The organism is Alkalicoccobacillus gibsonii, assembly GCF_016798245.1.
Classification (GTDB): domain Bacteria; phylum Bacillota; class Bacilli; order Bacillales; family Bacillaceae_D; genus Alkalicoccobacillus; species Alkalicoccobacillus gibsonii.
The window spans coordinates 498248-514252 of sequence record NZ_JAEUZA010000003.1; the positions used below are offsets into that span (position 1 = coordinate 498248).

The 16005-nt window shown below is 34.3% G+C and carries 23 protein-coding genes; 15 read left to right on the forward strand and 8 right to left on the reverse strand.

What is annotated here, in order from left to right; all coding sequences use genetic code 11:
* Nucleotides 1-132: 132 nt before the first annotated feature.
* From JNO66_RS14105 to JNO66_RS14115, 3 genes are all read right to left on the reverse strand, one after another.
* Nucleotides 133-306, reverse strand: coding sequence for a hypothetical protein (locus JNO66_RS14105; RefSeq protein ID WP_203089074.1), 174 nt, complete (start codon nt 304-306; stop codon nt 133-135).
* A 184-nt stretch (nt 307-490) separates the two neighbouring features.
* A complete protein-coding gene (locus JNO66_RS14110) occupies nt 491-1579 on the reverse strand; it encodes a serine hydrolase domain-containing protein (protein WP_203089075.1) in 1089 nt (362 codons plus the stop codon).
* A gap of 165 nt (nt 1580-1744) precedes the next feature.
* Nucleotides 1745-2155, reverse strand: coding sequence for an RDD family protein (locus JNO66_RS14115; protein WP_210340881.1), 411 nt, complete (start codon nt 2153-2155; stop codon nt 1745-1747).
* 134 nt (nt 2156-2289) lie between these two features.
* On the opposite strand from JNO66_RS14115, the gene JNO66_RS14120 reads away from it, so the two are divergent.
* A complete protein-coding gene (locus tag JNO66_RS14120; protein WP_210340882.1) occupies nt 2290-2823 on the forward strand; it encodes a hypothetical protein in 534 nt (177 codons plus the stop codon).
* Nucleotides 2824-2834: 11 nt separating this feature from the next.
* Here the strand turns inward: JNO66_RS14120 and JNO66_RS14125 are convergent, their stop codons facing one another.
* Nucleotides 2835-3644 carry a class I SAM-dependent methyltransferase gene (locus tag JNO66_RS14125; RefSeq protein ID WP_203089077.1) on the reverse strand — a complete coding sequence of 270 codons (810 nt, stop codon included), beginning with the start codon at nt 3642-3644 and terminating at the stop codon, nt 2835-2837.
* A gap of 179 nt (nt 3645-3823) precedes the next feature.
* Here JNO66_RS14125 and JNO66_RS14130 point away from each other — a divergent pair, with 179 nt between their 5' ends.
* A complete protein-coding gene (locus JNO66_RS14130) occupies nt 3824-4324 on the forward strand; it encodes a hypothetical protein (RefSeq protein WP_203089078.1) in 501 nt (166 codons plus the stop codon).
* A 120-nt stretch (nt 4325-4444) separates the two neighbouring features.
* Here JNO66_RS14130 and JNO66_RS14135 read toward each other — a convergent pair whose 3' ends face one another.
* On the reverse strand, nt 4445-5008 hold the full coding sequence (locus tag JNO66_RS14135; protein ID WP_307730746.1) for a sugar O-acetyltransferase: 564 nt from the start codon (nt 5006-5008) through the stop codon (nt 4445-4447).
* Nucleotides 5009-5142: 134 nt separating this feature from the next.
* Here JNO66_RS14135 and JNO66_RS14140 point away from each other — a divergent pair, with 134 nt between their 5' ends.
* From JNO66_RS14140 to JNO66_RS14155, 4 genes are all read left to right on the forward strand, one after another.
* Nucleotides 5143-5775: a DUF1349 domain-containing protein gene (locus tag JNO66_RS14140; RefSeq protein WP_203089081.1), complete on the forward strand. Its 633-nt coding sequence runs from the start codon at nt 5143-5145 to the stop codon at nt 5773-5775.
* A gap of 199 nt (nt 5776-5974) precedes the next feature.
* On the forward strand, nt 5975-6454 hold the full coding sequence (locus JNO66_RS14145; RefSeq protein ID WP_203089082.1) for a DinB family protein: 480 nt from the start codon (nt 5975-5977) through the stop codon (nt 6452-6454).
* A 48-nt stretch (nt 6455-6502) separates the two neighbouring features.
* On the forward strand, nt 6503-7240 hold the full coding sequence (locus JNO66_RS14150; RefSeq protein WP_203089083.1) for a class I SAM-dependent methyltransferase: 738 nt from the start codon (nt 6503-6505) through the stop codon (nt 7238-7240).
* 188 nt (nt 7241-7428) lie between these two features.
* The gene (locus tag JNO66_RS14155) at nt 7429-8229 is read left to right on the forward strand and encodes a phosphotransferase (RefSeq protein WP_203089084.1); all 801 of its coding nucleotides are present in this window, start codon (nt 7429-7431) and stop codon (nt 8227-8229) included.
* 40 nt (nt 8230-8269) lie between these two features.
* On the opposite strand, the gene JNO66_RS14160 is transcribed toward JNO66_RS14155, so the two are convergent.
* Complete coding sequence (locus JNO66_RS14160) at nt 8270-8743, reverse strand: hypothetical protein (protein ID WP_203089085.1); 474 nt, start codon at nt 8741-8743, stop codon at nt 8270-8272.
* Between the two features lie 115 nt (nt 8744-8858).
* On the opposite strand from JNO66_RS14160, the gene JNO66_RS14165 reads away from it, so the two are divergent.
* Nucleotides 8859-9437: a LysE family translocator gene (locus JNO66_RS14165; protein ID WP_203089086.1), complete on the forward strand. Its 579-nt coding sequence runs from the start codon at nt 8859-8861 to the stop codon at nt 9435-9437.
* Nucleotides 9438-9457: 20 nt separating this feature from the next.
* Nucleotides 9458-10225, forward strand: coding sequence for a helix-turn-helix domain-containing protein (locus JNO66_RS14170; protein ID WP_203089087.1), 768 nt, complete (start codon nt 9458-9460; stop codon nt 10223-10225).
* Nucleotides 10226-10339: 114 nt separating this feature from the next.
* On the opposite strand, the gene JNO66_RS14175 is transcribed toward JNO66_RS14170, so the two are convergent.
* On the reverse strand, nt 10340-10768 hold the full coding sequence (locus JNO66_RS14175) for a GNAT family N-acetyltransferase (RefSeq protein ID WP_203089088.1): 429 nt from the start codon (nt 10766-10768) through the stop codon (nt 10340-10342).
* Between the two features lie 319 nt (nt 10769-11087).
* Between JNO66_RS14175 and JNO66_RS14180 the strand changes: the two genes are divergently transcribed.
* Complete coding sequence (locus tag JNO66_RS14180; protein WP_203089090.1) at nt 11088-11681, forward strand: ribonuclease FAU-1 family protein; 594 nt, start codon at nt 11088-11090, stop codon at nt 11679-11681.
* A 24-nt stretch (nt 11682-11705) separates the two neighbouring features.
* On the opposite strand, the gene JNO66_RS14185 is transcribed toward JNO66_RS14180, so the two are convergent.
* Complete coding sequence (locus JNO66_RS14185; RefSeq protein ID WP_203089092.1) at nt 11706-12218, reverse strand: TetR/AcrR family transcriptional regulator; 513 nt, start codon at nt 12216-12218, stop codon at nt 11706-11708.
* 88 nt (nt 12219-12306) lie between these two features.
* Between JNO66_RS14185 and JNO66_RS14190 the strand changes: the two genes are divergently transcribed.
* From JNO66_RS14190 to JNO66_RS14210, 6 genes are all read left to right on the forward strand, one after another.
* Nucleotides 12307-12657, forward strand: coding sequence for a VOC family protein (locus JNO66_RS14190; protein ID WP_203089093.1), 351 nt, complete (start codon nt 12307-12309; stop codon nt 12655-12657).
* Nucleotides 12658-12662: 5 nt separating this feature from the next.
* Nucleotides 12663-12788 carry a hypothetical protein gene (locus JNO66_RS20830; protein WP_273753707.1) on the forward strand — a complete coding sequence of 42 codons (126 nt, stop codon included), beginning with the start codon at nt 12663-12665 and terminating at the stop codon, nt 12786-12788.
* 129 nt (nt 12789-12917) lie between these two features.
* Nucleotides 12918-13661: a DUF5694 domain-containing protein gene (locus JNO66_RS14195; protein ID WP_203089094.1), complete on the forward strand. Its 744-nt coding sequence runs from the start codon at nt 12918-12920 to the stop codon at nt 13659-13661.
* A 25-nt stretch (nt 13662-13686) separates the two neighbouring features.
* On the forward strand, nt 13687-14478 hold the full coding sequence (locus tag JNO66_RS14200; protein WP_203089095.1) for a transglutaminase domain-containing protein: 792 nt from the start codon (nt 13687-13689) through the stop codon (nt 14476-14478).
* A gap of 156 nt (nt 14479-14634) precedes the next feature.
* Nucleotides 14635-15177, forward strand: coding sequence for a TetR/AcrR family transcriptional regulator (locus tag JNO66_RS14205; RefSeq protein WP_203089096.1), 543 nt, complete (start codon nt 14635-14637; stop codon nt 15175-15177).
* A 186-nt stretch (nt 15178-15363) separates the two neighbouring features.
* A complete protein-coding gene (locus tag JNO66_RS14210; RefSeq protein ID WP_246483286.1) occupies nt 15364-15993 on the forward strand; it encodes a nitroreductase family protein in 630 nt (209 codons plus the stop codon).
* Nucleotides 15994-16005 lie beyond the last annotated feature (12 nt).

A 16005-nucleotide genomic window follows, 5' to 3' on the forward strand; every position in this document is an offset into this window, starting at 1 on the left:
TCCCTTTTTAGGGATACTTGAAACATTTACAGTGTTCTCTTGTTAGCATTAGAGAGAACGAAAAAAGGTATACCATGTATCGGCATACCTTGTGAGACATATCTTACTTGCCTATCGTTACAAAAAGGGACATTAATGAACACTAACGTACGTAAGTAATTTACTATGGTTTATTAAGACTGTCTCTAAAAACTGAATATCTTTTTGTATTTCCACTTTTAAATTTTTGTCAATGGCGTATAAAAGGTCTACTTCCAGCCTCTTAATCTCTTCTGTAAAAAAGAGATCATCATTCTGATTAACCAATTTTCACACCTCTTAAATAGAATTGTCTAAGGGTTTATTACCCAAGAAGAATCCGTCTCAAACTAATCTCAAAGTAGCTAGAAGTGAATTTAAATAGTAAAAAAATCAACCAAAAGACAGTAGAATTGATATCCTTTTATTAGCCAAATGGTCGTTTATAATCGAAAAAGTATCTTTATTTAATTTAGATGAGAATATCGAGTATTTGATCTGATAGATTTTGAAGAGGTATCCCGTCAGTATTACATAACATAACAAGTCCAACATTTATCGTTGGTATCATAGCTGCAAAACTGCTGACTCCAGGGTATCCTCCAGCATGTTCGACGATGTTTAGATCGCGCACATTTTTAATTTTCCAACCTAGTCCGTAGCTTAATCCAGGCGCTCTTTGTGCAATCATAGAAAACATTTTATCTCTAGTTGAAAGACTAATGATCTTTTGCTCACTTCCCATTAATGCAATAAGATATTTTGCCATGTCATTTGTAGTAGAATAAATAAAGCCAACCGGTGCCCCTAAGCGATTAGTTGGAGCTGTTACGTTGATAAAACGATTATTATATAATGAATAGTATTCACTCATATTTTGTAGAGAAGCTGTTGAAGGGTTTATATGTGTATTAGTTAAGCCTAAGGGTATTATGATCTTATCTAGTACATAATCTTCCCAACTTAAACCGCTTACTTTTTCTACTATATCAGCTAAAATGGCATATGCATCAGTACAATATTGCCACCCTTCACCAGGTTTATAATCTAATGTTATATTGGAGAAATACCTTGTAATATCCTCTCTAGTCTTTATTTTACTTATCGTTACTTCAAAGGTAGGGAACTGTTCAAAGATAAAGTGATATTCAACATGCTTCTTTGCATATTGTAACAAGTTATTATCTAATAATGACACAAGCCATATATTATCTGGGAATCCTGCTGTATGGCTTAGTATTTGTTTGGAGGTAATTTTGACATACTCACCACTTTTTGCTTTAAAATAAGGCAAGTACTCAATAACAGGTGTATCTAAGTTGAAATCGTTATTTTCTTCTAAATGCAACATGGCAAGTGCGGTAAAACTTTTTGATAGGCTCATGATCGAACTTATTGTATCTTGTTTCATAGGTTTTTTTAAATCAATGTTTGAGACACCATACTCATAAGTGAAATTACTTTTGCAGTCAGATACTATTTGTAAGCTAAGCCCAGGTAACTTGTTATCAAGTATAAAGTTATTAATTATTTCTTCTATTTTATGTGATAACTCATTCATAGAATGAACCTCCTAATTTTCCTGCCTATAATGAAAAGTCTTAACACATTAAAAGAATTCAGTTTAATTAGAATGTTAATACTTTCTAAAGATTAATCCAAGGTTTTGACAGAATCAAAAGTCTAAAATAATAAAGCCCTCAATTATAATGAGAGCTTTTCATGTTTATTTAATTCTATATACTACACGAGTACCACAAATGAGGTCGTGTAAAGCTTTCTTATCCTTAGTAAAACCAGCCATGATATAGCCGACCATAAAGGTAAATGTAGAGATTATGTAAGCGAAGTAGCGACCAATGGATCTGCCAATCCCAATTTGTTTGTTATCAAGAGTAAGTACTTGAATACCTAATATTAGTTTTCCTGGAGATGCCTTAAGTTTGCTTGCAGTAAAGATGACGATAAATATTATAGAATAAATAAACATAAAAATATCTAAAGCTGTGGAATCCTCAAAATCAATTGATGGAGCTTCGAATACGATCATCACTAGTAGCCCAATTCCTCCCATTATTAATCCATCAATAATTGCAGCCATAGCTCTAATCCAAAAGCCTGCAGGTTTGTAATTCATGATGTGTTCTCTCCTCGATTTATGTAATAGATTTCATTGTATATTTTACCATAATATACACTTATTAAGAATAATAAATAACAATACAAAAGTCAGGGGGGAGTTAAGTGCGGCGATGTATATCTGTTTTAATCGTGTTATTTGTAATGTCAGGTTGCGGGTTTGTTGGAAATACGAAATGCTCACCATCATCAACGGGAATAGAAACTGAAAGAGAATGGTATTCCTTTAAGGATTCTGTGGAACAAGCTGATCTAATTGTTGAAGTAGAAATAGTAGAAAACTCCATTATTAATGGGTATATGTGTAAAACGAAGCACACTGCAACGGTTCTTGAGAACTTTGGAGGAGAGTCAGAGCAAGAGATTACCTTTTTACAGGAAGGTGGTAACGGTGCACTAGTAAATGGTAATGAAATCTTTCAGCCCGGTGATAGATATATATTAATGTTAAAGGAAACAGTGGGTGAGTCAGCTGCCCAATTTTGGATACTTGGAGATGAGCTTAGTACTTATAAAGTAGATGGGCATTCACTTATAAGGAAGTATAGATATGAAGAATTGCAATCAATTGAAATAGATCATATGACTGATTTAATAGAGGATGAAAATATGCAGATAGTTGATAGAGAAAAACTTATTGAAAAGGTAAAAGAAACTAGAGAATAGCTAAATTTATATTATTCTCTATTTCTCATATTCTTCATAGCTAAGATAACGGTTAAGTTCATGTTCTCTTTAAATACACCTGTCTCGTCAATAGCAAGTAATTCTTCTGTTAAATGCTTTTCAAACATCGTTTTGTTCTCACCTAGAAATCTCTGTGCGCCATATGAAGTCGAATACAAATGGCCTATAATTGTTTCAATTGACCATATATGCTCATAAACAGGCAGTTGGTGTACTTCTAATTCAAACCTTGAATTAATAACAATATCTTGATGACTTAAAGTTGGATGTACGTAGGTTGAATTTCCTGCTCTTCTCTCATTCCCATACCACTCTCTCACCACTTCGCTTAGCTTCGTTTGCCAGGGCAATTGTTCTTCATTTGGGGAGTAATGATCGATGATAGCGACTCCTCCTTGATCTGGTAACATATCGTATAGGGTTTCGAGCGTCGCCTCTCTGTTCAGCCAATGAAATGCTTTTGCAATAGTGACAAACGTAAAACGATCATTAGCGCGAACCTGATAGTCTTCAAGTGTTTTATTTATAAACTTAACATTCTCCACCCTATACTCATTAGAAAGACGTTTTGCTTCAAGGAGCATCTCAGGATCCGTGTCTATAGCAATAATTTCTTCAAACCAGTCAGTAAATCTAAACGTTAATTGTCCAGTCCCACATCCTAGATCAAGCATTCTTCCCTTGCCGTTCATTTTGAACTGATCAATTAAGAACCGGATCAAGAAAGAAGGATAAATAGGTCTGTATTTAGAATAATATCTAGCAGTACCTTTGAACAAATCTTCTCCGTAATTAGCCATTAGCATAGTACTCCTTTGAAGAAATTATATTTTAGAATCTATTTACACAGGTAAATGCTAATAATAACATTTGAAGAAATGATTTTCACTTTTTTGTATACACTCGATAATCTATTAATTACCTTAAGTTCCATTGTTATCTTTAATCAATTTATTAGACTTTAAAGGGGTATAAATAATTGAAAAAAGTATTATTGGTAATATTTGTAGTTTTACTCTTTGGATGTTCTAAAGAAAAAATGGATTATCTTGATGAAACCAAAAGCACGAAGATCTCCTCATTTGATATTGAGAATACTTATTTGAATTCTAGTTCAAATGACATTATTAAAAGTTTAGGTGATCCTGATTATATTGAAGAGGTAGAGTCCTCACCGGAAAAGTATTATATATATGGTCCTAAGGAGGATAAGAGTGATTTAGAAATAGGAGTGTCAAATGAGAAAATTAGCTGCTTCCTCCTTTTTACAAATGAATACGAATTTAATAATGATACTATAATAAATCAATCAAAAGATGAAATTGTCAGCAGATATGGATCAAACTACTATTTAAGAGAAGATACAGGATCAAACATTCTAGGCTATTTTGATAAAGAAAATAATTATAACTTAGAATTTTATTTAAATGCTGAAGACAATGTTACTCACCTCATACTAGAGATATATGAAGACCAGTAGAGAATCAGATATAGAATATAAGATCAGTATGAGTTTTGATAATAGACATAGTTGTAAGGCTAACTCAATAAGAGACCATACATATCTCTTTGGTCAATCCTTTACACCTAGTAGGTGAATTCAAACACTTTTAATAACTCTACAAGGATTCCCAGCTGCTATAACATTAGAAGGAATATCTTTAGTTACGACACTACCTCCACCTATCACCGTATTATCTCCTATAGTTACTCCAGGCATGACACAAACATTTCCTCCGATCCACACGTTATTACCGACCGTTATTGGATATGCGTATTCTAAGCCTTTATTTCTTTCAGTCGCATCAATCGGATGGCCGGCTGTATAAAAAGCACAGTTCGGAGCTACAAAGACATTATCCCCAAAAGTCACTTTTGCACAATCAAGAATAATTAGATTGTGGTTTGAAAAAAAGTTCTCCCCCAGTTCAATATTGTATCCATAGTCACAATTAAAAGTAGGTAGGATTTCAAAAGTGGATCCCGTTTTGCCAAATAAGCTCTTGAGAATGTCATGAGATTTGTCTGCTTCATCGGGTGGTAGTTGGTTAAATGCAAAGCATTGGCTTTTAGCATATTTACGCTCTTGGATTAGATCGCTATCTCCGTTTGCATCATACATTTTTCCTTGTAACATTTTTTCCTTTTCAGTTAACATGTCCATATCTCCTTATTGAATATTGAATAGAGTTGAAACTTTTAAGGTACATATGTGTATGATATCATACTTGTATATACAAGTTGAAATTAGAGTAATTATTGTTCCTGTATTAAAACAATAATGGGAGGTTCCTGGTTATGAGCGATACTATTATTTTGATGGAGAAGTTTCACAATGAGGAAATGGATAAGAATCTAAGATGGTTTTCCGAACCTAAAGACTGGAAGATTAATTCAAAAGAATCGCAGTTAACGATTAAGCCTGATAAACAAACAGATTTTTGGCAGCAAACCCATTACGGTTTTCAAGTGGATAACGGGCATTTCTTATATGATCAAGTTGAAGGTGATTTTAGGTTAACAACGAAGGTGAATTCTAAACCAATGCACAGATATGATCAAGCTGGTTTAATGGTTAGATTTTCATCTGATTCTTGGATAAAAACATCTTTAGAATTCATACCTGATGGAAAGAGTAAACTAGGAGCAGTGGTTACCAATGCTGGATATTCAGATTGGTCTAGCCAGGAGATTGACGAGGTTCCAGATTCACTACATTTCCGAATATCTAGAAAAAAGACTACGTATTACGTCGATTTTTCATTAGACGGTACGAATTGGAGTCAGATACGTATGTCTCACTTATTTACAAAAACGGATTCCATGAATGTAGGTATTTATGCTTGCAGTCCACAAGAAAGCGGATATGAAGTCGATTTTGATTTTATGAAAATTGAAAGAATAAACAAAGATACAGAAGTGTATGGATAAAAAAAATGGATATTCAACACTATTTGTTCACCGCGTGACTTGAGCACTGAGGCTTTAAGAGCTTAGGTGCTTTTTGTTGTGTTCAACACCATTTAGTAGAAACATCATTGAATCTATCTGGCTGATGATATAATGGGAGGAAATAACCAAATATTGTTTAATTTTATTTTGAAATAACATGGTAACGGAGGAAGAATCGATGAATACGATTGACTTAATAATTTTGAATTTTGAAGAAGTTAGAAGACGAAGCATCAAATTGTGGAATGCCATTCCATTAGAATATGTTGATTGGAAACCGGATGAAGGAGCAATGACTTGTGCAGAAATGGTCGTACATGTGTTAGAAAGTGAACACATCTATCATCAAATTCTTTTAGCTAAAGGAACTGCTAACTTTTCTGGAGAATTCAGCACTCCATTTACTAGTAAGCCATTTAAGTCTATTGAAGAAGAATTAGAATTTGCAAAGCCATATCGGGAGAACTTTATACAGTACATAAAAGAACTAAGTCCAAAAGATTTGGATGAGATAAAAATAGATCGAAGTGATGCAGGATACATTCGAACGTTAGGTGATATGCTTTTGCGAATTGCATATCATGAGTCTGTACACACAGGTCAATTATTAGATTATATGCGAACAATGAATGTTGATCGGCCAAGGCTTTGGGATTAATGAAAGAAGAGTGGCTTTCTATACGTAAAGTTTGAAAGGGTCGATACAATGAGTGATTTTTATGGAGAACTTTGCACGAAGATGTACGAAAAGGAGAAGTCTTTAGCGGATGAGAAAGAACTTGAGTTTTATCTTTCATTTGTTAAAAATCAAGAAATGAAAGTACTAGAACCTATGTGTGGAAATGGTAGAATGTTAATTCCTTTTTTGCAAAAGGGAATTAATATTGAGGGGTTTGATATATCGGAAGAGATGCTTAAGGTATGTAAAGAAAAAGGTGAAACCTTAAAGTTAAATCCAAATGTCTATAAAAAAGGAATTGAAGAATTTGAAACTGAAAAACGATATGATCTGATTCTCATCCCTTTTGGATCTTTTTCGCTTCTCCCTGATCCTATAGTCAATAAGAGTCTTCAGAATTTAAAAAGAGTTTTAAGCAGTAAGGGGAAGCTGCTATTAACTATTATGGAGAAAGGAAAAGAGATCGAAGAAGTCTTAGATTGGAAAGAAACGAATAGAATCACCTTTACGGATGAAACAATCGTTGAATACAAAAAAGTTACTTTTAATGAACATACGGATATGGTAGAGACTGAATTAAAGTATCAATCCATTCAAAACAATACGGTTCAGAGGTCAGAAATCATGAATTTTCCGATTAAGCTTTATGACTTTAAAGAGTTTGAGAAGACATTAAAAGCAAATGGTTTTAAAGATATTTTTATTCATGAAGTGGAGAATGGGTACGGGGGTGGGAGTTCCTTTCAAGTGTTTGAATGTTCATGAATTCATATCAACTGATTTATAGGGATGGGGCTCTTGGCTCTTTAACAGGAAACATGTAGGCCTCTTTTATCATAAGAGTAATGTCATAGCAAAAACGTTATACGCATCAATGGGATTTGTAGATACAGGAATTATTCAGAATTATTCGATGCATGCGATGAAGAACCTTACGTATGGAGGATATTCAGATGACTAGTGAAAAGGATGAAATATTAGCGGGTGGAAATGTATCAAATGTTTATCGTTCTGGTAGTACCGTACGACGAAATCAAAATCAGGATAGCAGTAAAATTCATAAACTATTACTCCATTTAGATAAAAAGAATTTTAATTATGCCCCAAAATTTATAGGAATTGATGAGCAGGGGAGAGAGGTATTAAGTTATATCGAGGGTGAAGCGGGGAATGATCCAGTAAAAGAGTATATGCGGTCTAACCTAGTTTTAAAAGACATTGCAAGCATGCTCCGGTTTTATCATGATTCCGTTTGTGATTTTGATTTATTAAATGAATGGGAGCCTATGATCAATACACCGGGATTGAAAGAGGTCATTTGCCATAATGATTTTGCGTTGTACAATATTGTATTCCAAAAAGAAAGACCTGTAGGCATGATAGATTTCGATGTAGCTGCGCCTGGTCCAAGGCTTTGGGATATCGCTTATACTCTATATACATGCGTCCCACTAAGTAGAGTCACTTATAACGAAAAAGGTGACCCCACCTATTATAATCACTCAATAGATGCTCCTAAAAGAAAAGAAAAAGTGGGGATCTTTTTTGAAGCGTATGGGCTTCAAGGACTTGAAAAAGGTTTATTTGAAATGGTCATCCTTAGAATCGAAGGGTTATGTCGCTATATTGTTGAAAAAGCCAATCAAGGAGAAATGGCTTTTCAGAACATGATAAAAGAAGGGCATCTTGAGCACTATAGGAAAGATGTTGAATTCTTACGTAATCACGGAAAAGAATTTCTTCTAGAAGACTAATCTTACTTCATAAAAATCATTAGACTTATAAATAACTATCCTATACCATCCTCCTCACACCGTTAACTAGCATAGAGCTTAAAATTGTGAATGATAAAAAGACAAACCACGTATTTATATTAAAATATTGATTATTTAATTGCTTGCTAAAACCAACTGTAATCATGTGGATATACTCTATGTCATGGACTCCCATAAAATCGAAGTATTCGTTTGTTAGCATATCTCTGTAATCGTCTAACTTACTAAATTGATACATAATCCCAAAACATATATGTGAGATTAAGAAGAGTAGGAGTATGTTCATTTGTGCCTTTTTAATCTCTATATGCCTTAAAAGCATCGATAGTATCCAGACAATACTAACTGTAATTGGTATTAAAATGAACACAAATACAATGGCGATATTTCCATTTCCAGCGCTAAATGGTGGTTTTGAACTAGCTGTTAGATTACACAGAAGAAAGATTCCAGCAGTTAAAGAATATAAGATTGCTAGTATTAGCTTACTCATAAGTACCTCCCAATATAGGATTTAAGCTTGGGCCTTGTTATGCAATAGTGTACTATCAGAATCAAACTCCTAGATGTATAGTGTAAAAACATTGACATCAAGGAGTGAGAACAAAATGAGTATCGTTTCTTTCATTATATATTGTTTCGTCATTACAGTTACGCCTGGAACCACTAATATCCTCATTCTAAATACAGTACAGAATGATGGCGTGAAAAGTGCCATGGTATTTGCTTATGGATCAGTATTAGGATTTGGAATCATTTTGGCTAGTGCAGCATTTCTTAGTTCGTTTTTCGCTAACGTTCTCCCGAGTATCATCATTTTTGTTCAAATAGGGGGGACCTTTTATATGCTCTATTTAGCGTACCAAATTTATAAAATGGACGCTTCTAATGATACAAAGACAGAGGGTAGAACGTCATTTAACCGCGGGTTATTCGTTCAGTTATTGAATCCAAAACCAATTATGTTTGCCTTAACCTTATTTCCAAGCTTTGTGTTACCGTATTATAATAGTACCTTATCTCTAACGATCACTGTTGCTGGTGTGACACTTATCGGATTTCTTTCGTTTATCTTATGGGTGACCTTTGGAGCAATATTCAAGGAGTTTCTGAAAAAATATCATAAAGCAGCCAATACAACCATGGCCGTTTTTATCGTTTATGCAGCTGTAATGATTTGGATCTGACAGAATGGAGGTGTGTACAGATGAATGAATTTACCTATAAAAAACACAAACGAATCAAGGCATTATCAGCAACGATGAGTGATTTCTCATATAAGAAGCACTCTCATGGTGAATATGCGATTGGTGTGACAAAACGTGGGATTCAACATTATCATTTAGATGGACACCTTCAACTTTCTCATCAAAATGGAATTATGTTTTTTAATCCAGAACAAATTCATGATGGTATGGCGCATGATGATTCGGGGTTAGAGTATGTCATGTTATATATTGAACCAAGTCTTTTATTAGAAGCGACAGAGAAAAAGGACCTCATTCGCTTTTCTTCACCGATTATTTATAATCAAATCATTCAACACCATATCTTAAATCTTGTAGATGCGATCTTTAATGAAGAAGACGAAAATAGCTGTGACGAGTTATTTTTTAACCTAACGGAAAGCTTGATTGGCTATAATACCACTACTAAAGATAATCAAGATGCGTTAATCCTAAAGATGAAGGAAGAGATGAGCTCTGACAACAAATTAAAAATCGACTCAGTTGCTAGTACGTTTGGGATGTCAAAATTTCAGTTTATACGTTACTTTAATACACAAACTGGAATTACTCCCTATCAGTTCTTTCTTAATACGAAAGTAGAAAGAGCAAGAGCGCTCTTAGAAAAAGAAAAAGATATTTATTTAGCTGTGAATGAATGTGACTTTGTCGACTTAACTCATCTAAATCGTCAGTTTAAAAGAGTGTATGGACTAACGGTCAACGACTATTTGAAACAGATACAATGATAATCAAACATGGATACTTAAGAATCTGTGACTTTCTCTATAATGTATTTATGATACTAGTGAGATGAAAGCTACATTCATTACAATGTACTAAGCATGGGATGTCTAAATCAACTAATAATATTTTTTAAATCCTTTACTCACTGTACCGTTATAACCTGCGTTCTCAAAGAAGTTATGTGCTTGAGTCCTCTTTGAATTGCTCAATAGCATAACTCTATGACAATCTATTGTAAGACAATAGTGGTCGACAAACTCAAGTAATTTTGTTCCAATTCGCTTGTTCCGATGATTCTCGTGGATAACTACGTTTTCTACCACTCCGTAAGGACTTTCACCATGTAAGGCTTGTAAACAAATATTGAGAGTTAATGTTCCAATAATTGCTCCATTCTCTTCGTAAACAAGTATGAAATTATTAGGATCTTCCTTGATTTTATCGATTTGTTCACCAAGAACTTCTCTTTTTTTACTATTGGGTACTAACATTCTATATAGTTCATTGATCTGCTCTTTATCACTACTAATAGCTTCACGTATCATTTTTTATTCCTCCTGATATTGTATAACACTACATTCGCGACTAACGTATATATTCCTTTTAAGAGCATTTAGATAGGTTGAGATAATTTCTAATGAAGATTATAAAAGAGAGAGATTACGTAGAAGGTCATGGTTTAACTAAATTTGTAGAAGATGTATTCGGAATCAAGTGGGATTGAGCCTTTTAATATTCAAAATCTGAAGAAAGAAACCAAGGCTTTAAGAGCTTTGGCGCTTCTTATTTTATTATAGATGCAGGTTTTTGAAAGTGATTGGTGAATGGTTAGATAGGCAACGATATGTAATAGGAGGAATGCAAATGGACAACCTGATATTTCATAATTTTCATCCGCCAGATGAAGTAAGAACGTTTCACATTCCTAAAGTAGGAATTAAAAGATTTGATGATCAATATCTTGTTTATGATGTTCTAGTAGATAAACAAACGATTCTAAGACATTACTCATTTAAAAAACATTGGTTTGAGATAAATATCAGTTTTGATTTAGATGGAGGATTTGTTCAAGAAGAGGATAAAATAACAAAGTTTGTATGGAGCTACAACTGCGATATATGTACGCCTTTTTTTGTAGTTAACGGACAAGTATATAATGTGGATTTAATGTTAGATGTTTTAGTAACAAGTGATGAGAGTGGATATCTAATCAAAGATGAAGATGAATTTGTCGAAGGGTATGGGTTGAATTGGATTTCTGAGTATGAGAGATATTGGGCAGTGGAGAGCTGCGACAAGTTAGTATCAATTATACGTGAAAACAGACTTAGGTCTTTTTTAGAAGAAGTATATCCATTCCGAGACCTGAATCAAGCTGGAATTCAACCTTTGTTTAAAAAGTCTAGACTAAAGAACCACTTAATATTGGAGAAGAAGAGAAGAGCATCATTTTATTAACAAACGCAAAAAAAGAACTGAATTTCAGTTCTTTTTTACTAACCAAGTTATTAAATTCTTGCCATCTTCAATCGTTAGTGCATTATTCGTTATTGAATCAATAATTGAGATCCAAGCTGAGTAGATCACGGATTCTAATCCTTTTATACCAGTTTCTCCACACAATTCCTCAATGAGCATATAGACTTTGTTCGCCTCGAGTCCATAAGAGTCAATAAATAAATAGCTCATCTTCTTTTTAATGACAAAGTCTAATCCTGTTTTTAAAGCGGCTTCGATTTTTTCAAGGGGCGTTTCAAATAAATCAATAACCCCTTCCATTCTGTCAACGATCCTTTGCTCTACCTCTCTTTTAATAATGTCTAGCAGCTTCGACTTTGACCCAAAGTGATGATAAATGGCTCCCGTTGTTACATTCGCTTTTTTGGCAATATCATTAATATTTGTTTCTTCAAACCTTTGCTTTGTAAAGGTATCTAATGCACTTGTTAAGATCTTTTCCTTAGTGCTTCCTGGTAGTGGTATATATTCTTTCATAGTAAATATTGTATCATATTGACACGTTAGCGTAAAATGATTATGATTTACGTAATCTAATTATGTACATACAAGGAGGAATTTGTTAATGAAACTTTCATTTTTATGCCACCCAACAAAGGACTTAAAAAAATCGCTTTCTTTCTATCGTGAACAGCTTGGATTGGAGGAAGCTTGGAGAGAAGGAGAGCATACAGTCGCATTACATCTTAAGGGAAATAGTGAGGTTCAACTGATGATTGAGATAGATGAGGGTGTACCAGCAGGAGGCGTCTTTATTGTAGATGATGTTAACAAGTTTTATGAAGATAACCGATTAACTCTGAATTTCATTAAAGAGCCATGTGATATTCCTCCTGGAAGATACGCAATTTTTAATGATATTGATGGGAATTCTCTAAGAATTATTGATATGACTAACGAAACGTATGGGGAATAAAATTAATGTATATCGTCCTTCATTCGTATCCAGTTCAGCAGGAAGATAGTAGAATTAATATCTTATTTGATCAATTCTCAAAATTAGTAGACGTTACTAGAGTAATGAATGCTGAATTTGAAATGGTGTAGGTTAAATCATAACCTCAGTACCAAGGCTGAATCTGTCTTGGTCCTTTTTTGTGAAGGGTATTGTAATAATTTGGCGAATGTGTACCTGTAGTGAATGCAATACTCTACATAGAAAAGAGGAGAGATCATATGAAGCCTAAAGTACTTGTTCTAGGTTCCTATCATCTGAATGAGGTAAACAGCATAGGAATGGATGCTGAGGATGGGAAGATTCTAGTGCCTGATCGTGAGAAGGAACTAATGGAACTGCTGCAAAAAATGGAAGCCTTTCAACCAACTAAAGTGGCAGTTGAGGTTGAAGTGAAGCGGCAAGAGGAGATCGATAGAGAGTATCAAACATACCTAAGCGGTAACTGGAAGCTGCCACTTAATGAAATTCATCAAGTGGGGTTTCGTTTAGCTAAGTCGATGAATCACCAGCACGTATTTGCAGTTGATTGGATGGGTTCAGTGCCAGAACAGAAATCACTTGGAGACATCTTAGATTGGGCAGAAGCTCATCAGCCTGAACTAAGCCGGATGATGAAAGAACAAATTGAATCGATTAACAAGCAATTTACGTTTTTTGATGACAGGAGTTTAGTAGAAAACTATTGTCACATAAACCACCCTGCATCCATCAAAAAAAGCCATGAGATCTATATGCACGTTGCTCGTATTGGAGAGTGGAACAATTATGTGGGAATGGATTGGCTCCGCTGGTGGTACCAAAGAAACTTAATCCTATACGCTAACCTCACAAGACTCATTGATTCAAATGATGATCGAATCTTTTTAGTTATAGGCAGTAGTCATTTGCATACGGTGAACCAGTTTTTAAAGGAATCTGGGCTTTTTCAAGTTGAAGATGCGTATGAGTATTTAACAGATTAATTGATGAAGAATGGGAGGAGTTGTGATGTTTGGCTATATTTCTGAATTCAGGGAGTATTATTTAAAGCTATTAGCGTTAACACAAGATTATCAACCTCACCCAGGTGGAGCTAGCGCACATTTTCACTATCAAAATTCAGATCATACACAGTTAAAAGAGCTAAAAGATAGATACGAGTTAGAAGAAATAGCGGGATACGGAAGTGAGACGGAACAGGTGTTAAACCTCACCACTTGGGTGAATAAAAGATTAACACATGGAAGCATGTCTCATCATGAGATCAACCATTCATTACACATCTTAGAAATGGCAAAGCAAGAGAGTCTGAGCGCAAATTGTTATGTAATCGCAACGGTTTTAAATGAAGTATTATTAAGTATGGGATTTAAAACAAAAAGAGTTCAATGTATGCCTTATGATTCGCTTGATTTAGATAGTCATGTCGTTAATCTTGTCTATCTTGCAGAACAAGAAAGATGGATTTTTGTGGATGCATCATGGAACAGGTTCGTTACGGATGAAAGTGGCCATATCTTGGACCTTAAGACATTTAGGGAACGGCTTGCAAAAAACAAAACAGTTTTAGTGAACGGTCAGGATACAGTTTCAGATGAAAGCACATTTTATCTTAACTACATGTCTAAAAACCTTTTTTGGTTTTTATGTCCAGCTGTCAGTGAGTTTAACTCAGATGAAGGAACATCCATTCAAACCTATTACGCATTATATCCAAATTACTATAATCCACTGAGCAAATTACAACCCAATCGTAAAGTAATGGTTCCATTGTATAATCCAGAAGAATTTTGGAAGTGATTTAAAAGATTTGTTCTAATTTGTAGTATAAGAAATACCTTAGAACATGGGTCGTATAATTAGGTGAGGTCTGAACGGAGCGATCATGGATAAGAGAAATCAATCATATGAGATGATCTTATTAAACCAGCGAAACTATATGTGAGGATGAAAGATATGAAAAAACAAGACCCTCGTATTAAACGCACAAGAGCATTAATCATCAACACATTTTATGAGCTTTCAAAGAGGAAGAGCTTTGAAGAGATATCAATAGCAGATATCACGAAAGAAGCAGAAATCAACCGCTCTACCTTTTACTACCATTTTATAGACAAATTTGATCTAATTGATACCATCAAAAATGAGGCGATTTCAAATGATGTATTTAAAGGTCTTGAAAGTGAAGTTGAGATTAATCAAACAACCATCAATTATATCATGAAGGCTATTATTGACTCTCAAACGGGACTCTCATTTCATTGTCAAAAATCCTATGATACATTAAAACCTCAAATCGAAGAAGATATGAAAACGTACCTAACAACTTCTCTTAATGCGTTGCTAAATAAAATTTACGGAGATCATTCAGACCATTTAATTAAAGCCACTTTTTGGAGTTGGGGCATTTACGGATTGGCCATGACCTGTATACGAGGAGAAGAGACGATTGATTCTGCATTACCTAAAGTAATGAAGATCATGAACGTTACTGTTTGAATCGACATGTCACTCACTCCTTATTAAGTAATCTGAACGTGTACTTTTCCGTTATTATCTGTTCTTTGTTGGATTTCCAACAAACTGTTTGATTTGTTGGTGTAATTGATTGCAATTACACAATAAACTACTCTTACAACAGTTGTTGAATAACAAAAAATGGAGTGGTTGAGTATGAGTCAGACTATGAATAGAAAAGATTTTTTTAGACAAATCGTTGAAGAACGAAGATCCATTCGAAAATATGATCCAAATGTAAAGATTCCACATGAAGAATTAGAAGAAATGGTAACCTTAGCAACGCGAGCTCCCTCTTCAACTAACTTGCAGCCTTGGAAATTCGTTATTATTGATAGTGCTGAAGGAAAAGATAAACTACTTCCCTTAGCTGGTTATAACAGTACACAAGTAACAACTTCCTCTGCAATAGTAGCAGTGTTTGCAGATACTGAAAGCGTAGAGAACTTAGAAGAGATTTATTCTAAGTCAGTAGAATTAGGAATTATGCCTCAGGAAGTAAAAGAACGTCAAGTGAAACAAATCTCAGCAGGGTATCAAACGATTTCAAGAAAACAAAAATTGGATGTTGCTTTAGTTGATAATGGGCTTGTCTCAATGTTATTTATGCTAACTGCCAAAGCGTATGGTTATGATACAAATCCAATTGGCGGATACGATAAAATTCATATTGCAGAAACATTTGGTTTAGATAAAGAGAGATACGTTCCTGTAATGATTATTGCAGTCGGAAAAGCAGCAGAAGAAGGGTATTCATCTTATCGTTTGCCTGTAGACTCTGTGGTAGAATGGCACTAACATTTATAAGAA